The organism is Plantibacter sp. MPB07 (assembly GCF_046619465.1).
Lineage (GTDB): Bacteria > Actinomycetota > Actinomycetes > Actinomycetales > Microbacteriaceae > Plantibacter > Plantibacter auratus.
The window spans coordinates 1532030-1548769 of the sequence record NZ_CP177043.1 but is presented as its reverse complement, the minus strand read 5'-3'; the positions used below and the strand labels follow the sequence as shown (position 1 = coordinate 1548769).

General features: G+C 70.6%; 15 protein-coding genes. All 15 read left to right on the top strand.

All coding sequences use genetic code 11. From position 1 onward, the window contains the following. Positions 1-60: 60 nt before the first annotated feature. The 15 genes from ACLIME_RS07280 to ACLIME_RS07210 all read left to right on the top strand — a co-directional run bounded on the left by ACLIME_RS07280 (position 61) and on the right by ACLIME_RS07210 (position 16714). Positions 61-480 carry a hypothetical protein gene (locus tag ACLIME_RS07280; RefSeq protein WP_064294503.1) on the top strand — a complete coding sequence of 140 codons (420 nt, stop codon included), beginning with the start codon at positions 61-63 and terminating at the stop codon, positions 478-480. After that, complete coding sequence (locus ACLIME_RS07275; protein ID WP_086473921.1) at positions 477-1409, top strand: bifunctional riboflavin kinase/FAD synthetase; 933 nt, start codon at positions 477-479, stop codon at positions 1407-1409. The genes ACLIME_RS07280 and ACLIME_RS07275 overlap by 4 nt, the downstream gene beginning before the upstream one ends. Then, positions 1409-2638, top strand: coding sequence for an MFS transporter (locus tag ACLIME_RS07270; RefSeq protein WP_411558533.1), 1230 nt, complete (start codon positions 1409-1411; stop codon positions 2636-2638). The genes ACLIME_RS07275 and ACLIME_RS07270 overlap by 1 nt, the downstream gene beginning before the upstream one ends. A gap of 146 nt (positions 2639-2784) precedes the next feature. Next, entirely contained in the window at positions 2785-3786 is a 1002-nt protein-coding gene (locus ACLIME_RS07265) for a sugar-binding transcriptional regulator (protein ID WP_124769558.1), read from the top strand. Next, positions 3783-4805 (top strand): deoxyribose-phosphate aldolase, encoded by a 1023-nt coding sequence (gene deoC / locus ACLIME_RS07260; RefSeq protein ID WP_071262338.1) that lies wholly within the window; start codon positions 3783-3785, stop codon positions 4803-4805. Before ACLIME_RS07265 ends, deoC begins: the two co-directional genes overlap by 4 nt. 6 nt (positions 4806-4811) lie before the next feature. After that, positions 4812-6308 carry an aldehyde dehydrogenase family protein gene (locus ACLIME_RS07255; RefSeq protein WP_411558532.1) on the top strand — a complete coding sequence of 499 codons (1497 nt, stop codon included), beginning with the start codon at positions 4812-4814 and terminating at the stop codon, positions 6306-6308. Further along, positions 6305-7165 carry an aldehyde dehydrogenase family protein gene (locus tag ACLIME_RS07250; protein WP_411558531.1) on the top strand — a complete coding sequence of 287 codons (861 nt, stop codon included), beginning with the start codon at positions 6305-6307 and terminating at the stop codon, positions 7163-7165. Before ACLIME_RS07255 ends, ACLIME_RS07250 begins: the two co-directional genes overlap by 4 nt. Positions 7166-7255: 90 nt before the next feature. Next, complete coding sequence (locus tag ACLIME_RS07245; RefSeq protein ID WP_079707143.1) at positions 7256-8854, top strand: SDR family oxidoreductase; 1599 nt, start codon at positions 7256-7258, stop codon at positions 8852-8854. Positions 8855-8863: 9 nt separating this feature from the next. Then, a complete protein-coding gene (locus ACLIME_RS07240; RefSeq protein WP_411558530.1) occupies positions 8864-9862 on the top strand; it encodes a malate dehydrogenase in 999 nt (332 codons plus the stop codon). A gap of 79 nt (positions 9863-9941) precedes the next feature. Next, the gene (locus ACLIME_RS07235; protein ID WP_411558529.1) at positions 9942-10535 is read left to right on the top strand and encodes a DUF4232 domain-containing protein; all 594 of its coding nucleotides are present in this window, start codon (positions 9942-9944) and stop codon (positions 10533-10535) included. A gap of 153 nt (positions 10536-10688) precedes the next feature. After that, positions 10689-10916: a heavy-metal-associated domain-containing protein gene (locus ACLIME_RS07230; protein ID WP_411558528.1), complete on the top strand. Its 228-nt coding sequence runs from the start codon at positions 10689-10691 to the stop codon at positions 10914-10916. Next, positions 10913-13207: a heavy metal translocating P-type ATPase gene (locus tag ACLIME_RS07225; protein WP_411558527.1), complete on the top strand. Its 2295-nt coding sequence runs from the start codon at positions 10913-10915 to the stop codon at positions 13205-13207. Before ACLIME_RS07230 ends, ACLIME_RS07225 begins: the two co-directional genes overlap by 4 nt. A gap of 75 nt (positions 13208-13282) precedes the next feature. After that, a complete protein-coding gene (locus tag ACLIME_RS07220; protein WP_411558526.1) occupies positions 13283-14563 on the top strand; it encodes a GAF domain-containing protein in 1281 nt (426 codons plus the stop codon). A 114-nt stretch (positions 14564-14677) separates the two neighbouring features. Then, complete coding sequence (locus ACLIME_RS07215; RefSeq protein WP_159879125.1) at positions 14678-16201, top strand: aldehyde dehydrogenase family protein; 1524 nt, start codon at positions 14678-14680, stop codon at positions 16199-16201. Positions 16202-16321: 120 nt separating this feature from the next. Continuing rightward, positions 16322-16714 (top strand): DUF779 domain-containing protein, encoded by a 393-nt coding sequence (locus ACLIME_RS07210; RefSeq protein WP_079707135.1) that lies wholly within the window; start codon positions 16322-16324, stop codon positions 16712-16714. Positions 16715-16740: the final 26 nt, after the last annotated feature.

Sequence of the window (16740 nt, the reverse complement as noted above, 5' to 3'; positions counted from 1 at the left end):
CTCGCGTGACCGTCGCGAAGTGTCTGGGCGAGGGCCTGCTTCGCATAGAATCGTCGGGTCATGCCTCTCCCCACCACCGCTCCAGCCCGCCCACGCGTCCGTGGTGTCGGGGTCGTGCTCGTCGCCGTCTACGGCATCCTGGCGCTCGCCGCCACCGGCCGGTCCGTGGTGCAGATCACGACCAAGTTCGACGAGGCGCCACTGGCCTATCTGCTCTCGGCCGTCGCCGCGGTGGTGTACATCCTGGCGACCGTCTCGCTCGTCGCTCCAGGCGCCGTCTGGCGGCGGATCGCCTGGGCCACGATCTCCTTCGAGCTCGCCGGGGTCCTGATCGTCGGCTTGCTGAGCCTGCTCGATCCCGAGCTGTTCCCCCACGACACGGTCTGGTCCGGCTTCGGCCGCGGTTATGTCTACATCCCGCTCGTCCTCCCGGTCCTCGGACTGTGGTGGTTGGCCGGACATCGGCGTACCGGCAAATGATCACGTTCACCGAGCTCGACCAGGTCCCCGACGCGTTCGGACCGTCGGCCGTCACCATCGGCAAGTTCGACGGCGTCCACACGGGTCACCGCGCGGTCGTCGCCGCGCTCCTCGAGGAGGCCTCGGCCGCCGGTCTCAGCTCCGTCGCCGTCACCTTCGACCGCAACCCGCTGAGTCTCATCAACCCGGACCGCTGCCCGGCGTCGCTCGTGAGCAACGAGCAGAAGCTTGGTCTCCTGGCGGCCGCCGGTGTCGACGCGGCCCTGCTGCTGCGCTTCGACCAGACACTGGCCCAGCTCACGCCGGAGGAGTTCGTCACCTCGATCCTCGTCGGAGCGTTGCACGCCAGGACGGTGCTCGTCGGCGAAGACTTCCGTTTCGGCCATCGCGGCCTCGGCACGGTCGCCACGCTCGAGTCGTTCGGTGAGGTCTACGGCTTCTCCGTGCGCGTCGTCGACGACGTCCGTCCCGGCGGCGGGCGTCGGGTGTCGTCCACCTGGATCCGCGAACTCCTCGAGGAGGGTGACGTCCGCGAGGCGTCGCGGCTCCTCGGTCGTCCGCCCGGTGTGCGGGGCGTCGTCGTCCACGGTGCCAAGCGTGGCCGGGAACTCGGCTTCCCGACCGCCAACCTGTCTCCCGATTCGCAGGGTCTCATCCCCGCGGACGGCGTGTACGCGGGTTGGTTGTTCTGGCGAGGACGTCGGTATCCGGCGGCGATCTCGGTCGGGAACAACCCGACCTTCGACGGCGTCCCGCAGAAGCAGGTCGAGGCCTACGTCCTCGACGAGACCGATCTCGACCTCTACGACGACGAGGTCGAGGTGCAGTTCGTCGAGCGCATCCGCGGCATGGTCGCGTTCACCGGGATCGAGCCGCTCATCGTGCAGATGACCGACGACGTCGAGCGCGCGCGCCGGATGCTGTCCTAGTGGGTCCGCGTCCCCTGTGGCGGGGGAGGGCCCTCGCGCTCGTCGGTATCGTGCTGGTCGCGGCGAACCTCCGCACGGCCGTCACCTCGCTGTCGCCGATCTTCGCCGAGATCGACGGCGACATCGGCGTGGGGTCGGTCGGGCTGGGGCTCCTCGGGATGCTGCCGCCACTGTGCTTCGCCCTCTTCGGCGTCTTCACCCCGCGACTCGTGCGTCGACTGCACCTCGAGCCGGTGCTGCTCATCGCACTCGGCTCGATCGTCGCCGGGCACCTGATGCGCTCGCTCGCCCCCGACTTCGCCGTCCTCGCGATCGGGAGTGCGCTCTGCTTCGCCGGGATCGGCATCGGCAACGTCGTGCTCCCGCCGCTGGTCAAGAAGTACTTCCCCGACCGCGTCGGCCTCGTCACCTCCCTCTACGCGACGGTCCTGTCGGTCAGCACGTTCATCCCGCCGCTGATCGCCGTACCGGTCGCCGATGCCGCGGGGTGGCAGGTGTCGCTCGGGGTGTGGTCCATCGTCGCCATGCTCGCCGTGCTGCCCTGGATCACGCTCATCGTCCGGGAGCGTCGGGATGCCCGGGCCGCCGCCGCGACGGACCCCGAGATCGAGGAGGTGCCTCGCGCCGGGCGCGTCCTCGTCCACCGCTCGCCGATCGCGTGGGCCATCGCGGCGGTGTTCGCCACCTCCTCGCTGAACGCCTACGCGATGTTCACCTGGCTCCCCACCATCGTCGGTGACGTCGCCGGCGTCACCGCGGCCCAGGGCGGCCTGCTGCTCTCGCTCTTCTCCGCGATGGGGGTCCCGGCGAGCCTGATCGTCCCGATGCTCGTCGCGAGGCTGCGGAACGTCGCCGTCCTCGTCTACGTCGCGAGCGCGTGCTTCGTGCTCGGCTACCTCGGGCTGCTCCTGTGGCCGGCGACGCTCACGTGGCTGTGGGTGCTGCTCGCCGGGCTCGGCCCGCTGCTGTTCCCGCTCGCCCTCGTGCTCATCAACCTGCGGACGGCGACCCACGAGGGCGCGGTCGCCCTGAGCGGCTTCGTGCAGAGCGTCGGCTACACCCTCGGCGCACTCGGCCCCCTGGTCGTGAGCCTGCTGCACGCCGTGACCGGATCGTGGACCGTCCCGCTGCTGCTCCTGCTGGCCACGGGCGCGCTGTGCGCCATCGCCGGCCGAATCACCGGCCGGCCGACGACGATCGAAGCGGACCTCGCAGCACGCGGTCGGTGACCGGTCTGGTCCAGACCTCCTGACGGATCCCCGGCGACGATGCGCATCCGCGCACCGGCCACTGCTCATCTGAGCATGGGTACCAACGGACGTTGTCCGGGTGGTGGTGGCGTCCTAGGCTGGAGACGATCCGGAGGAGGCCCGAGGTGATCGAAAGCGACGAGCTGCTCGCGGTGCGCGCCGCGGAGCTCTACTACGACGAGACGAAGACCCAGGACGAGATCGGCGCGCTGCTCGGCATCACGCGGTGGAAGGTCGGTCGGCTCCTCGCCCAGGCCCGCGAACTCGGCTACATCCGCATCGAGATCGTGCACCCGCGCGCACGCCGCCTCCCACTCGAACGGGCGCTCCGCGAGCGCTTCGGACTCGTGGACGCGGTCGTCGTGCCGAGCCCGAGCGACAGTGCCGACCTCCACGAACGCGTCGCTCGCGCGGCGGCCGACTACCTCGGTGCCATGCGACCGGTGCCGCGGACGCTCGGCGTGAGCTGGGGGAGGACGCTGCGCGACATCGCCGACCACCTGTCCGACGGCTGGGCGACGGGACTCTCCGTCGTGCAGATCAACGGCGGCGTGAGCCTCAACCAGCGCGTCGGCACCGCGGCCGCCACGGCTGCACGGATCGCCGAGAAGGGCCGTGGCGACGTCACCCTGCTCCCGAGCCCGGCGATCTTCGAGCGCCTGGAGACGAAGCTGAGCATCGAGTCTGACCGCACCGTCGCGGAGGTGCTCCGCACGGCCGCAGCGGCCGACACCTACCTCTACGGTGCCGGCGTGGCCGGGCCCGACTCCGCCCTCGTCCACAGCGGGTACCTCACGGCCGCGGACGTCGACGTCCTGGTCGCACGCGGTGCCGTCGGGGACGTCGTGGGGCGCTACATCGACGCCGAGGGCATGATCGTCGACCCCACACTCGATGAGCGCACGGTCGGGCTCGGACTCGAAGCGCTCCGACGCGCCGGTCGCAGCATCGCGGTCATCGCCGGAGCGCAGAAGCACGCCGTCGCGAGAGCCGTCGTCAGCAGCGGCCTCTGCACCGTGCTCGTCACCGACGAGGCGACCGCGACCGCACTGCTCGCCGACCACGAACCATCATCCGCCAAGCAGCACACCCCGGAGCAGGATCTGCTCGGAAGGAACGCACCATGACCACTCCACCAGGCGACCTCGTGGCGAAGCCGACGGCGCTCGAACTCGTCGACGGCCCCGTCACCGACGCCAGCCTCAGACGCTACCTCGACGGCCTCGCGGGCGTCGACGCCGTCGGGCTCGAACAGCGCGCAGCGGACCTCGGCACTCGCTCGATCAAGACGACGTCGAAGGCCTGGGCCCTCGACCGCATCATCGAACTCATCGACCTCACCACCCTCGAGGGTGCCGACACCCCCGGGAAGGTGCGCTCCCTCGTGGCCAAGGCCATCACCCCGGACGCCGGCGATCCGTCCACACCGCGCGTCGCCGCGGTCTGCGTCTACGGCGACATGGTGCCGTACGCCGTCGAGGCGCTCGGCGCGGCGCACACGCAGCCTGGTGCGGCACACGACGCCGGCGGGATCAACGTCGCGGCGGTCGCGACGGCCTTCCCGAGCGGACGCGCCTCCCTCGCGGTCAAGCTGGCGGACACGGCCGACGCCGTCGACGCCGGAGCGGACGAGATCGACATGGTGATCGATCGGGGTGCGTTCCTCTCCGGCCGGTACGGCCAGGTCTTCGACGAGATCGTCGCGGTCAAGGAGGCCTGCCGTCGGAGCGACGGCACCTCGGCGCACCTCAAGGTCATCCTCGAGACCGGCGAGCTGAACACCTACGACAACGTGAAGCGCGCCTCCTGGCTCGCCATCCTCGCGGGCGGCGACTTCATCAAGACGTCCACCGGCAAGGTCGCGCCCGCCGCGACCCTCCCGGTGACCCTCCTCATGCTCGAGGTCGTCCGCGACTGGCACCGCCTCACCGGTGAGCAGATCGGTGTGAAGCCCGCCGGCGGCATCCGCTCCTCGAAGGACGCGATCAAGTACCTCGTGACCGTCGCCGAGACGGTCGGCGAGGAGTGGCTCCAGCCGCACCTGTTCCGCTTCGGTGCCTCGAGCCTCCTCAACGACGTGCTCCTGCAGCGTCAGAAACTCACCACCGGCCACTACTCCGGCCCCGACTACGTCACCATCGACTAGGACATCATGAGCTTCCTCGAATACGCACCAGCCCCGGAGTCCACCTCCGTCCTCCACCTCCGTTCCGAGTACGGCCTCTTCATCGACGGCGAGTTCACCGAGGGCACGGGCGGGACCTTCCAGACGATCTCCCCGAGCACCGAGCAGTCGATCGCGACGATCTCCGCGGCGAGTGACGCCGACGTCGATCGCGCCGTCACCGCCGCGCGGCGTGCCTACGACCGCGTGTGGTCGAAGCTGTCGGGCGCCGACCGCGGCAAGTACCTCTTCCGGATCGCGCGCCTCGTCCAGGAGCGCGCCCGCGAGCTCGCCGTGGCGGAGAGCCTCGACAACGGCAAGCCGATCAAGGAGTCCCGCGACGTCGACGTCCCGCTCGTCGCCGCCTGGTTCTTCTACTACGCCGGTTGGGCCGACAAGCTCGACTACGCGGGCCTCGGCGCGAACCCCCGTGCCCTCGGCGTGGCCGGGCAGGTCATCCCGTGGAACTTCCCGCTCCTCATGCTCGCGTGGAAGGTCGCACCGGCGCTCGCCGCCGGCAACACGGTCGTCATCAAGCCGGCCGAGACCACGCCGCTCACGGCACTCATCTTCGCTGAGATCCTCCAGCAGGCCGAGCTGCCGGCCGGTGTCGTGAACATCGTCACGGGTGCCGGAGCGACCGGCGCGGCGATCGTGCGCCACTCCGACGTCAACAAGGTCGCCTTCACCGGGTCGACCGCCGTCGGGCGCGAGATCGCGAAGACCATCGCCGGCAGCGACAAGCGCCTGACGCTCGAGCTCGGTGGCAAGGCCGCGAACATCGTGTTCGACGACGCACCGATCGACCAGGCCATCGAAGGCATCGTCAACGGCATCTTCTTCAACCAGGGTCACGTCTGCTGCGCCGGATCACGGCTCCTCGTCCAGGAGAGCATCCACGACGAGGTCGTCGACCGCTTGAAGAGCCGTCTGCAGACGCTGCGCGTCGGCGACCCGCTCGACAAGAACACGGATGTCGGCGCGATCAACTCGGCCGAGCAGTTGGCCCGCATCCGCGAGCTCTCGGACATCGGCGAGCTCGAAGGCGCCGAACGGTGGAGCCCGGACTGCGAGCTGCCCGAGAACGGGTTCTGGTTCGCGCCGACGATCTTCACGAACGTGTCCACCAGTCACCGGATCGCCCGCGAGGAGATCTTCGGGCCGGTCCTCTCGGTCATGTCCTTCCGGACGCCCGCGGAGGCCATCGCGAAGGCGAACAACACCCCGTACGGACTGTCGGCCGGGATCTGGAGCGACAAGGGCAGCCGGATCCTCGCGGTCGCGGACAAGCTCCGCGCCGGCGTCATCTGGGCGAACACCTTCAACCGGTTCGATCCAGCCAGCCCGTTCGGCGGGTACCAGGAGTCGGGGTACGGCCGCGAGGGTGGTCGCCACGGGCTCGGTGCCTACCTCGCGCCGGCCGGTTCCGCAGTGTCCGCCCCCACCGCAGCTCCCAAGGCTGCCAAGAAGGGAGCCCAGCGATGAGCCGGCTCACCATCCCGAAGACCTACAAGCTCGCCATCGGCGGCAAGTTCCCACGCAGCGAATCCGGAAGGACGTACGAGGTGACGAACGCCAAGGGGGAGTTCCTCGCGAACGCATCGCTCGCCTCGCGGAAGGACGCCCGCGACGCGGTGGTCGCCGCACGATCGGCGCTGGCCGGCTGGTCGGGTGCCACCGCCTACAACCGCGGGCAGGTGCTGTACCGTATCGCCGAGCTGCTCGAGGGTCGGCGGGCGCAGTTCATCGAGGAGATCGTCCAGGCTGAAGGCGTCTCGCAGGCGAAGGCCGCAGCACAGGTCGACGAGGCCATCGACCTCTGGGTCTGGTACGCGGGCTGGGCGGACAAGTACGTCCAGGTGGTCGGGGGAGCGAACCCCGTCTCGGGTCCGTACTTCAACCTCTCGGTTCCGGAGCCGACGGGCGTCGTCGCGCTCATCGCGCCGCAGGACTCGTCGCTCCTCGGATTCGTGAGCGTCGTCGCTCCAGCGCTGGTCGCGGGGAACACGATCGTCGTGATCGCGAGCGAGCGCCTGCCGCTCTCGTCGATCAGCCTCGCCGAGGTGCTCGCCACGAGTGACGTCCCCGGCGGTGTCGTGAACGTGCTGACCGGATCGCCGGCTGAGATGGCTCCGTGGCTCGCATCGCACGCCGACGTCAACGCGATCGACCTCGCCGGCGCCGGCGAGCTCGACTGGATCGAGCTCGAGGTCCTCGCGGCCGAGACGCTCAAGCGGGTGGTCCGCCCGAACGGTTCCCGGGGCTCGGTCCCCGCGAGTCTCGACCGGATCACCGCGTTCACCGAGGTGAAGACCGTCTGGCACACGAAGGCGCTCCTGTAGCGACTCGTGGCACCCGCGTGGTGCTTGCACAGCGGCGCCCGGCTGTACAGCCGGGCGCCGCTGTCGTCGACGGGTCGTAACGTTGCACCCATGACCGAATCATCGACTTCGAAGCGCGTGCTCGTCACGGGTGCCACCGGCTACATCGGCGGGCGGCTCGTGCCGCGGCTGCTGGAGGCCGGATACACGGTCCGGGTGCTCGTGCGCTCGCCGCAGAAGCTCACTGACGTGCCCTGGCGCGATCAGGTGGAGGTCGTCGAGGGTGATCTCGGTGACGCGGCTCAGGTCGCATCGGCCTGCGTGGACGTCGACGTCGTCTACTACCTCGTGCACTCCATGGGTGGCAAGGGCGACTTCGAGCAGACGGAGCTCGACGCCGCGGAGCACGTGGCCGCCGGCGCTGCCGCGGCAGGGGTGTCGCGCATCGTCTACCTCGGTGGCCTGCACCCCGAGGGCGTCGAGCTGTCGAAGCACCTGCGGTCCCGCACCGAGGTCGGGCGGATCCTGCTCGCCTCGGGCGTTCCGACGATCGTCCTGCAGGCCGGCGTGGTCATCGGTTCGGGATCGACCTCCTTCGAGATGATCCGCCATCTGACGGACATCCTGCCGTACATGCCGGCGCCGCGCTGGGTCCGGAACTTCATCCAGCCGATCGCGGTCCGTGACGTCCTGCACTACCTGCTGGCGAGCGCCGAGGTCGACCGCGACGTGAACCGGGCCTTCGACATCGGCGGCCCCGACGTCCTCCGGTACGGACAGATGATGAACGGCTATGCGGTCGAGGCCGGCCTCCCGCAGCGCCCGATCGCGCCGCTCCCGGTCCTCACCCCGTGGTTGGCCTCGCAGTGGGTGAACCTCGTGACCCCGATCCCGCGCCGGCTCGCGTCGCCGATCATCGAGTCGCTGCTCGTCGACTGCGTCATGGGCGACCACGACATCGACGCGGTCATCCCGCCGCCGGAGGGCGGTCTGACGGGGTACCGACGCGCGGTGCGCCTCGCGCTGCAGCGCATGCGCGACGGTGAGGTCGAGACCTCCTGGCGGAACGCGACCGTGGACGGCGCGCCGAGCGACCCGCTGCCGAGCGACCCCGACTGGGCCGGACACACCGTCTACATCGATCTCAAGGAACGGAAGACCTCCGCGGGTGCCGACCGGCTCTTCTCGGTGATCGAGTCCATCGGCGGCGAGAACGGGTGGTACTCCTTCCCGTTGGCGTGGGCGATCCGTGGCTGGATGGACAAGCTCGTCGGTGGTGTCGGGTTGCGACGTGGTCGCGACGATCCGCAGCACCTGAGCGTCGGGGACGCCCTCGACTTCTGGCGCGTGGAGTACCTCGAACGTGGTCGTATGCTGCGCCTGCGCGCCGAGATGCGCGTGCCCGGTCTCGCGTGGCTGGAGATGAGCGCGACCCCGGTCGGCGACGGCTCGGTCTACCGGCAGCGCGCCGTCTTCTTCCCGAAGGGGCTCGGCGGACGCCTCTACTGGTTCGCGATCCTGCCGTTCCACGGGATCATCTTCAACGGGATGGCGAACCGCATCACGGAGGCGGCCGTCGCGCTGCCGTCCGAGTCCTCGGCCCAACGGAAGAGCCGGGTGGGGCCGGTGTCCCCGGAGGAGCACGAGGCGGTCGACTCCGCCGAGGCGGACCTGCAGGCCTCACGACCCACCCCGGAGGCCGCGGAGTAGCGTGGGCGTATGAGCGAACCCACCGTCGTCACCGTCACCGGAGCCGGAGGCCAGATCGGCTACTCCCTGCTCTTCCGCATCGCGTCAGGTCAGCTGCTGGGGCCGGACCGGCCCGTCGTCCTGCGCCTGCTCGAGATCCCGCAGGGTCTCGGAGCGGCCGAGGGGACGGCATTAGAACTGCAGGACTGCGCGTTCCCGCTCCTGGCCGGGGTGGAGGCGACGACCGAGATGTCGCGCGCCTTCGACGGGGTGGACGTCGCCCTGCTCGTCGGTGCCCGTCCACGTGGTCCGGGCATGGAACGAGCCGACCTCCTCGCGGCCAACGGCGGGATCTTCGCACCGCAGGGCGCGGCGATCGGAGCCGGTGCGGCCGACGACGTGCGCGTCCTGGTGGTCGGCAACCCGGCCAACACGAACGCACTCATCGCGCAGTCGGCCGCCGCCGGGGTGTCGGCCGAACGGTTCACCGCCCTGACCCGACTCGACCACAACCGCGCCGTCGCGCAGTTGGCCGCCAAGACCGGCGCAGCCGTGTCCGAGATCGACGGCGTCGTGATCTGGGGCAATCACTCGGCGACCCAGGTGCCGGACCTCTCCCACGCGACGGTCGGTGGTCGTCCGGCCCTCGAACTCGTCGACGAGGAGTGGATCGCCGACGAGTTCATCCCACGGGTGGCGAAGCGCGGTGCGGAGATCATCGCGGTCCGGGGCTCGTCGTCCGCCGCCTCGGCCGCTGCCGCCGCCATCGATCACGTGCATGACTGGGTGAACGGCACGTCGACCCCGGGCCGGCCGGAGCGCTGGACGTCCGTGGCGCTCCCCTCGGAGGGCTGGTACGGCGTGCCGGAGGGGCTCGTGAGTTCGTTCCCGGCCCGCTCGGTCGACGGACGCTGGGAGGTCGTCGAGGGGCTCGACATCGCGCCCGTCTGGCAGCGGCGTATCGACGCCTCCGTGGCGGAACTCGAGGAGGAGCGTGCTGCGGTGGGTGAGCTCGGTCTCCTCGGCTGAACGCCGCGGAGGGTCTCCGGACGTCGACAGGGGACGTCGGTCCCTGGCGTCGGACTCGCCCGGTCGCTAGCGTGAGCGCATGCGCCGATCCCTCCTCACCATCACACCGCTCGCCGTCGTCCTGCTCCTGGCAGGTTGCGCGGGGTCTCCCGCTCCGTCCCCCTCGGCGATCGCGACGTCGGCGGCTCCGTCACCGACGAGCAGCACGACGTCAACGGCTGCGGTCGATCCGAACGCGCCGGCGGGCCAGTGCGCGGACAGCGTCCTCCAGGTCACCGTCTCGGGGGCCGATGCAGGTGCGGGCAGCATCTTCTCCAACGTCGTGTTCACGAACACCGGTCGGGAATCGTGTGTCCTCCGCGGGGCTCCGGGGGTCTCGGTCGTCGGAGACGGCGACGGCACCCAGTTGGGCGCCGCAGCGGTCCAGCAGGAGGACGCGGCGCCGGCCGACGTGACGCTTCCAGCGGGAGGTTCGGCGTCGGCGACCCTCACCTCGGTCAACATCGGATCCGACGGCGGGCCGCTCGATGACTGCGAGGCGGTGACCGGCGACGGCTATCGGGTCTACCCGCCGCACTCGTTCACGGCGGTCTTCGTGGCCTCGTCAGCCGTCCCGGCCTGCTCGAACACGGCGGTCGCCTGGATGACGATCGGCCCGGTGCGGGCCGACTGAGCTCGTCCGCGCTCGGCGCCGGGATGCACGCGGTCGAGCGACGGCCGTCCCGGTGTCGATGCCTCATCAGTTCGCCGTCATGTCGCGCCGGGTCGGTTGCAACAGGTACCCCCGGGGGGTATAGTGAAGGCTCCGATCCACTGAGGAGGACGCATGTCCGAAACCACCGCAACCATCACCTACCGGGTCGACGGCATGACCTGCGCGCACTGCGTGTCCGCCGTCACGACCGAGCTCTCCGCGCTCTCCGGCGTCGACGGGGTCGCCGTGGATCTCGACGCGGGGACGGTCACCGTCTCGGGCGCCTCGTCGGCCGACGAGGCGGCCATCGGTGCCGGCGTCCAGGAGGCCGGCTACACCCTCGTGGGTCGTCGCTCATGAGCGCGCCACTCATCCAGCTCGACCTCGACATCGAGGGCATGACCTGCGCGAGCTGCGTGGCACGCGTCGAGAAGCGGCTGACCGCGCTCGACGGTGTCGAGGCGCAGGTCAACCTCGCGACCGAACGGGCGACGGTGACCGCGCCCTCCACCGTCACCGCTGACGAGCTGGTCGCAGCCGTCGCGAAGGCCGGCTACACGGCGACGGTGCGTCCGCCCGCTGACGAACGCGCCGCGGCGGACCGGGAGCAGACTCCGACGTCGGGACCGACGTCCGACCCCTCGGCGACCGTGACGACGCTCCGCACCCGCCTCGTCGTCAGTGCGGTGCTGGCAGTGCCCGTCGTGCTGCTCGCGATGATCCCCGCCTGGCAGTTCGACCACTGGCAGTGGCTCTCGCTGACCCTCGCGACGCCGGTCGTCTTCTGGGGTGGGTACCCGTTCCACCGGGCGACGTTCGCGACGCTGCGGCACGGCTCGGTGACGATGGACACCCTCATCACGCTCGGGACGGGGGCTGCCTACCTGTGGTCCGTCTGGGCGCTCTTCTTCGGCATGGCCGGGATGACGGGCATGCGGCACGAGTTCACCTTCTTCGCACCCGACGCCGACCCGTCGAGCGCGCTCTACCTCGAGGTGGCCGCCGGCGTGACCGTCTTCCTGCTCGCCGGCCGTCTCATCGAGCAGCGCTCGAAGCGTGCGGCAGGCGAGGCACTCCGCGACCTCATGACGCTGGGCGCCTCGGAGGTCTCCGTGCTCCGGCACCGTGCGCCGGACCCCACCGACCTCATGGCGCCCACCCGCACCGAGGAACGGATCCCGATCGAGCAGTTGCTCGTCGGGGACCACTTCCTCGTGCGTCCCGGTGAGTCCGTCGCCACCGACGGGGTCGTCGTCGAGGGGGCGGCGAGTGTCGACGAGAGTCTCGTGACGGGGGAGTCCGTCCCGGTCGAGCTCGTAGCCGGCTCGCGGGTCATCGGGGGCACGATCGCGCGCGGCGGCAGTCTCGTCGTGCGGGCGACGGCCGTCGGCGCCGAGACGCAGCTGGCGCGCATGGCGCAAGCGGTCGAGGCGGCGCAGCTCGGGAAGAGCCGGGTCCAACGGCTCGCCGACCGCGTCTCGAGCGTGTTCGTCCCGGTCGTCCTGGCGATCGCCCTCGCCACCGCCATCGTGTGGGCGCTCACCGGCTCGACCATGGAGGCGGCGTTCACCGCCGCGGTCGCCGTCCTCATCATCGCCTGCCCGTGTGCGCTGGGGCTCGCGACACCGGTGGCCCTCCTCGTCGGGACGGGGCGTGGCGCGCAGCTCGGCATCCTCATCGCCGGTCCGGAGGCGCTCGAGCGGGCGAGCGGCATCGACCGCATCGTGCTCGACAAGACGGGGACCGTCACGTCCGGGCGGATGAGTGTCACGGAGGTCTGGGCGTCCGGTGCGACGGATGAGGTGCTCGCCCTCGGCGCGGCGCTCGAAGCCGCCTCCGAGCACCCCATCGCCGAGGCGATCGTCGCCGAAGCGACCCGCCGCGATGCAGCTCGTCCGGTGGTCTCGGACTTCGCGAGCCTCGAGGGGCTCGGCGTCACCGGCACGATCACCGGAGGAACCGTGTTGGCCGGACGTCCCGCCTTCGCGGAGGACCAGGGCTTCCGCATCGGACCGGACGCGGCGAGCGCCCTGGCCTCCGCCGCGGAGCGTGCGAGCACCGTGGTGGTCGTCGCCTGGGACGGTGAGGTCCGCGGCGTCGTCGAGGTCGCCGACACCGTGAAGCCGGAGGCCCGCGCCGCCATCGGACGCGCCGTGTCCCTGGGGATGACGCCGGTGCTCCTCACCGGCGACAACGCGGCCGTCGCAGCGCGGGTCGCGGGCGAGGTCGGGATCAGCGAGGTGATCGCCGACGCGAGCCCCTCCGACAAGGTCGCCGCCGTCGAACGGCTCCAGGCGGCCGGTCACCGCGTCGCGATGATCGGCGACGGGGTGAACGACGCCGCGGCGATCGCCACGGCCGATCTCGGCATCGCCATGGGGACGGGTACGGATGCGGCCAAGGGCGCAGCCGACCTCAGCATCGTCTCCGGTTCCCTCGCCACGGCGATCGACGCCGTCCGGCTCTCCCGGCGGACGCTCGGGATCATCCGCGGCAACCTGTTCTGGGCGTTCGCCTACAACGTGGCGGCGATCCCGCTCGCTGCGCTCGGCCTCCTCAACCCGATGATCGCGGGTGCGGCGATGGCGTTCTCCAGCGTGTTCGTCGTGCTCAACAGCCTGCGCCTCCGCCGGTTCCGTCCGGCCGCCTGAGGTTACCCGTCGACCGGTGGGCTGCGGCGGATACACTGTCCGCAGAACCGGTCGACGTGGATGGGTGGTGGTGAGGTGTCCAGTCCGTGGCTGGCGGCCCCGGCGCGTGCCGAAGCGCAGCGCGGACTCGTCCGACGGCTCGTCCGCGAGTCGTGGGAACGGTCGATGGGCCGTCACCTCGACCCGGACAACCTCATGCCGGAGCTCGCCTTCGACGAGGACGAGTTGCGCGACCACCGGCTCGGACACCCGCTCGCCGGCGTCCTCCCGGTGATCACCAAGCTGCTGGTCAACGACGCGGACGACGACTCCGGCATGCTCGTCGCGGTGGGCGACGCCATGGGCAGACTGCTCTGGGTGGACGGCGACCGTCATCTGCGGCGACGGGCGGAGGGCATGCTCTTCGTCGAGGGTGCCGGGTGGTCGGAGCGGGAGGTGGGGACGAGCGCCCCGGGCACCGCGCTCGAACTCGACCACGGCATCCAGATCCACGCGGCCGAGCACTTCAACCGCCTCGTGCACCCGTGGAGCTGCACGGCGGTCCCGGTGCACGATCCCGAGACCCGGCAGATCATCGGCGTGATCGACATCACCGGTGGCCCGCAGGCGGTCGCCTCGCATGCGCTGCCGCTCATGGAGGCGACCGCCGCCGCCGTCGAGTCCGAGATCATGGTGCAGCGGCTGCGCGCGGTCGCCGACCGCCGGTTCGCCGGTCGCCCACGCACGGACACAGCCCGCCGGACGACCACGGTGCGGCCCGGCCTGCAGGTGCTCGGCCGTGACACCGGCCTGCTGGTCGGACACGGGGCGAGTCGCCCGACCGAGCTCAGCCGACGGCACGCCGAGATCCTGACCCTGCTGGCCTGGCACCACCAGGGCCTGAGCGCCGACGCGCTCGCCGGGCTGCTCTACGACGCGGACGAGGCGTCGGTCACCCTCCGGGCGGAGCTCGTCCGGCTGCGGAAGGTGCTCGGCGGGACCGCGCCGACACTCGTGCCGGCCTCGCGGCCGTACCGGCTCACCACCCCGCTCCAGCTCGACGCCCACCAGGTGCTGTCCCTCCTCGACCGCGGCGCCCACCGCGCCGCGCTCGCCGCGTACCCGGGCCCGCTCCTGCCGGACTCCACCGCCCCCGGTGTCGTCGACCTCCGCGACCGGGTCGCGACGCGCCTCCGCGAGGCGATGCTGACCGACGCCTCGGCGGACCTGCTGCACGACTACATCCGGACCGCGGCCGCGCCCGACGACGTCGAGGTCCTGCACGCCTGCCTCCGACTGCTGCCGCCGCGGTCACCGAAGCGCGCCGGCCTCGTCGCCCGCATCGAGGCGATCGACGCCGAGCTCTCGGCGTCCTGACGGCCGATCCGGTCCGCGGTCCTCGGCGCAACCTCCTGCAACCTCGGGCCGACTAGCGTCGACGGCACGCACCTGAGCGGTGCGCCACCGACAACGTCGTCGACAAGGAGTGACATGACCGTCTACGCCAACCCGGGTACCGAAGGTGCCGTGTTCAGCTACGCCCCCCGCTACGACCACTTCATCGGGGGCGAGTACGTCCCGCCCGCGAACGGGCAGTACTTCGAGAACCAGACCCCGGTCACCGGAGCCGTGTTCACCGAGATCGCCCGAGGCACCGCGGCCGACGTGGACCGAGCGGTCGAGGCGGGATGGAAGGCGTTCCCCGCCTGGTCGAAGACGAGCGTCGCCGAGCGCGCGGTGATCCTCAACCGCATCGCCGACCGCATGGAGGAGCACCTCGAGGAGATCGCCGTCGCCGAGAGCTGGGAGAACGGCAAGCCGGTCCGCGAGACCCTGGCCGCCGACATCCCCTTGGCGATCGACCACTTCCGCTATTTCGCGGGGGCGATCCGCGCTCAGGAGGGCGGCATCTCGGAACTCGACCACGACACGGTCGCCTACCACTTCCACGAACCGCTCGGCGTCGTCGGGCAGATCATCCCCTGGAACTTCCCGATCCTCATGGCGGTGTGGAAACTCGCACCGGCGCTCGCCGCAGGCAACTGCGTCGTGCTGAAGCCGGCCGAGCAGACCCCGGCGTCGATCCACCTCATCGTCGACCTCGTGAAGGACCTGCTGCCGGCCGGCGTGCTCAACGTCGTCAACGGTTTCGGCATCGAGGCCGGCGCCCCGCTGGCGTCCCACCCGCGGATCCGGAAGATCGCGTTCACCGGTGAGACCACGACCGGTCGCCTGATCATGCAGTACGCGAGCGAGAACCTCATCCCGGTGACGCTGGAGCTCGGCGGCAAGAGCCCGAACGTGTTCTTCGAGGACGTGGCGCGCGAGCACGACCAGTACTACGAGAAGGCGCAGGAGGGCTTCAGCATGTTCGCCCTGAACCAGGGCGAGGTCTGCACCTGCCCGAGTCGGGCGCTCGTCCAGCGTTCCATCTACGACGGCTTCGTGGGCGACGCGCTGACCCGCATCGGCACGATCAAGCAGGGCAACCCGCTCGACACGGACACGATGATCGGTGCCCAGGCGTCGAACGACCAGCTCGAGAAGATCCTCTCCTACATGGACATCGGCAAGCAGGGCGGCGCGAAGCTGCTCATCGGCGGCGAGCGAGCCGACCTCGGCGGTGAGTTGAGCGGCGGGTTCTACGTCCAGCCGACCGTCTTCGAGGGGACGAACGACATGCGGATCTTCCAGGAGGAGATCTTCGGGCCCGTGCTCGCACTCACGAGCTTCGCTGACTACGACGAGGCGATCTCCATCGCGAACGACACCCTCTACGGCCTCGGCGCCGGTGTGTGGAGCCGTGAAGCGACGACGCTGTACCGGGCCGGGCGGGCGATCGAGGCGGGACGCGTCTGGTCGAACACCTACCACCAGTACCCGGCGCACGCGGCGTTCGGCGGGTACAAGCAGTCGGGGATCGGCCGGGAGAACCACAAGATGATGCTCGACCACTACCAGCAGACGAAGAACCTGCTCGTGAGCTACGCGGAGGGGCCGATGGGCTTCTTCTGATCCACATCCCGGTCCCTGAGCCCCACCCGGTCCCTGAGCTTGTCGAAGGGCGCCCTTCGACAGGCTCAGGGACCGGCGGAGGGGCAGGGCCGGATGCACGACACGACGAAGGAGGACACCATGACCGGACGGGTCGACGTCACCGACGCTGCGGCCGCACTGGTGCGGGAGATGACCGCGCTGCACGGACCGCTCATGTTCCATCAGTCCGGCGGATGCTGCGACGGGAGTTCGCCCATGTGCTACCCCGTCGGGATGTTCCGCACGGGCGCGGTCGACGTCCTGCTCGACACGCTCGACGTGCCCGGGCTCGACGCGCCCGTCGAGGTCTACATGTCGCGTTCCCAGTTCGAGTACTGGAAGTATACGCACCTGACGATCGACGTGGTGCAGGGGCGCGGCAGCGGGTTCAGCGTCGAGGCCCCGACGGGGCAGCGGTTCCTCATCCGTTCCCGCATGCTCGACGACGCCGAACTGGAGCGGTTCGGACTCGTCGACAGCGCGCCGGACTGAGCGCTCGCGACCGATGCGGCCGATGG

Coding starts and splice junctions, on each gene's coding strand:
- ACLIME_RS07235 (WP_411558529.1), top strand. CDS start 9,942: ATGCGCCGATCCCTCCTCACCATCACACCGCTCGCCGTCGTCCTGCTC.
- ACLIME_RS07250 (WP_411558531.1), top strand. CDS start 6,305: ATGAGCCGGCTCACCATCCCGAAGACCTACAAGCTCGCCATCGGCGGC.
- ACLIME_RS07240 (WP_411558530.1), top strand. CDS start 8,864: ATGAGCGAACCCACCGTCGTCACCGTCACCGGAGCCGGAGGCCAGATC.
- ACLIME_RS07245 (WP_079707143.1), top strand. CDS start 7,256: ATGACCGAATCATCGACTTCGAAGCGCGTGCTCGTCACGGGTGCCACC.
- deoC (WP_071262338.1), top strand. CDS start 3,783: ATGACCACTCCACCAGGCGACCTCGTGGCGAAGCCGACGGCGCTCGAA.
- ACLIME_RS07275 (WP_086473921.1), top strand. CDS start 477: ATGATCACGTTCACCGAGCTCGACCAGGTCCCCGACGCGTTCGGACCG.
- ACLIME_RS07230 (WP_411558528.1), top strand. CDS start 10,689: ATGTCCGAAACCACCGCAACCATCACCTACCGGGTCGACGGCATGACC.
- ACLIME_RS07255 (WP_411558532.1), top strand. CDS start 4,812: ATGAGCTTCCTCGAATACGCACCAGCCCCGGAGTCCACCTCCGTCCTC.
- ACLIME_RS07215 (WP_159879125.1), top strand. CDS start 14,678: ATGACCGTCTACGCCAACCCGGGTACCGAAGGTGCCGTGTTCAGCTAC.
- ACLIME_RS07225 (WP_411558527.1), top strand. CDS start 10,913: ATGAGCGCGCCACTCATCCAGCTCGACCTCGACATCGAGGGCATGACC.
- ACLIME_RS07280 (WP_064294503.1), top strand. CDS start 61: ATGCCTCTCCCCACCACCGCTCCAGCCCGCCCACGCGTCCGTGGTGTC.
- ACLIME_RS07210 (WP_079707135.1), top strand. CDS start 16,322: ATGACCGGACGGGTCGACGTCACCGACGCTGCGGCCGCACTGGTGCGG.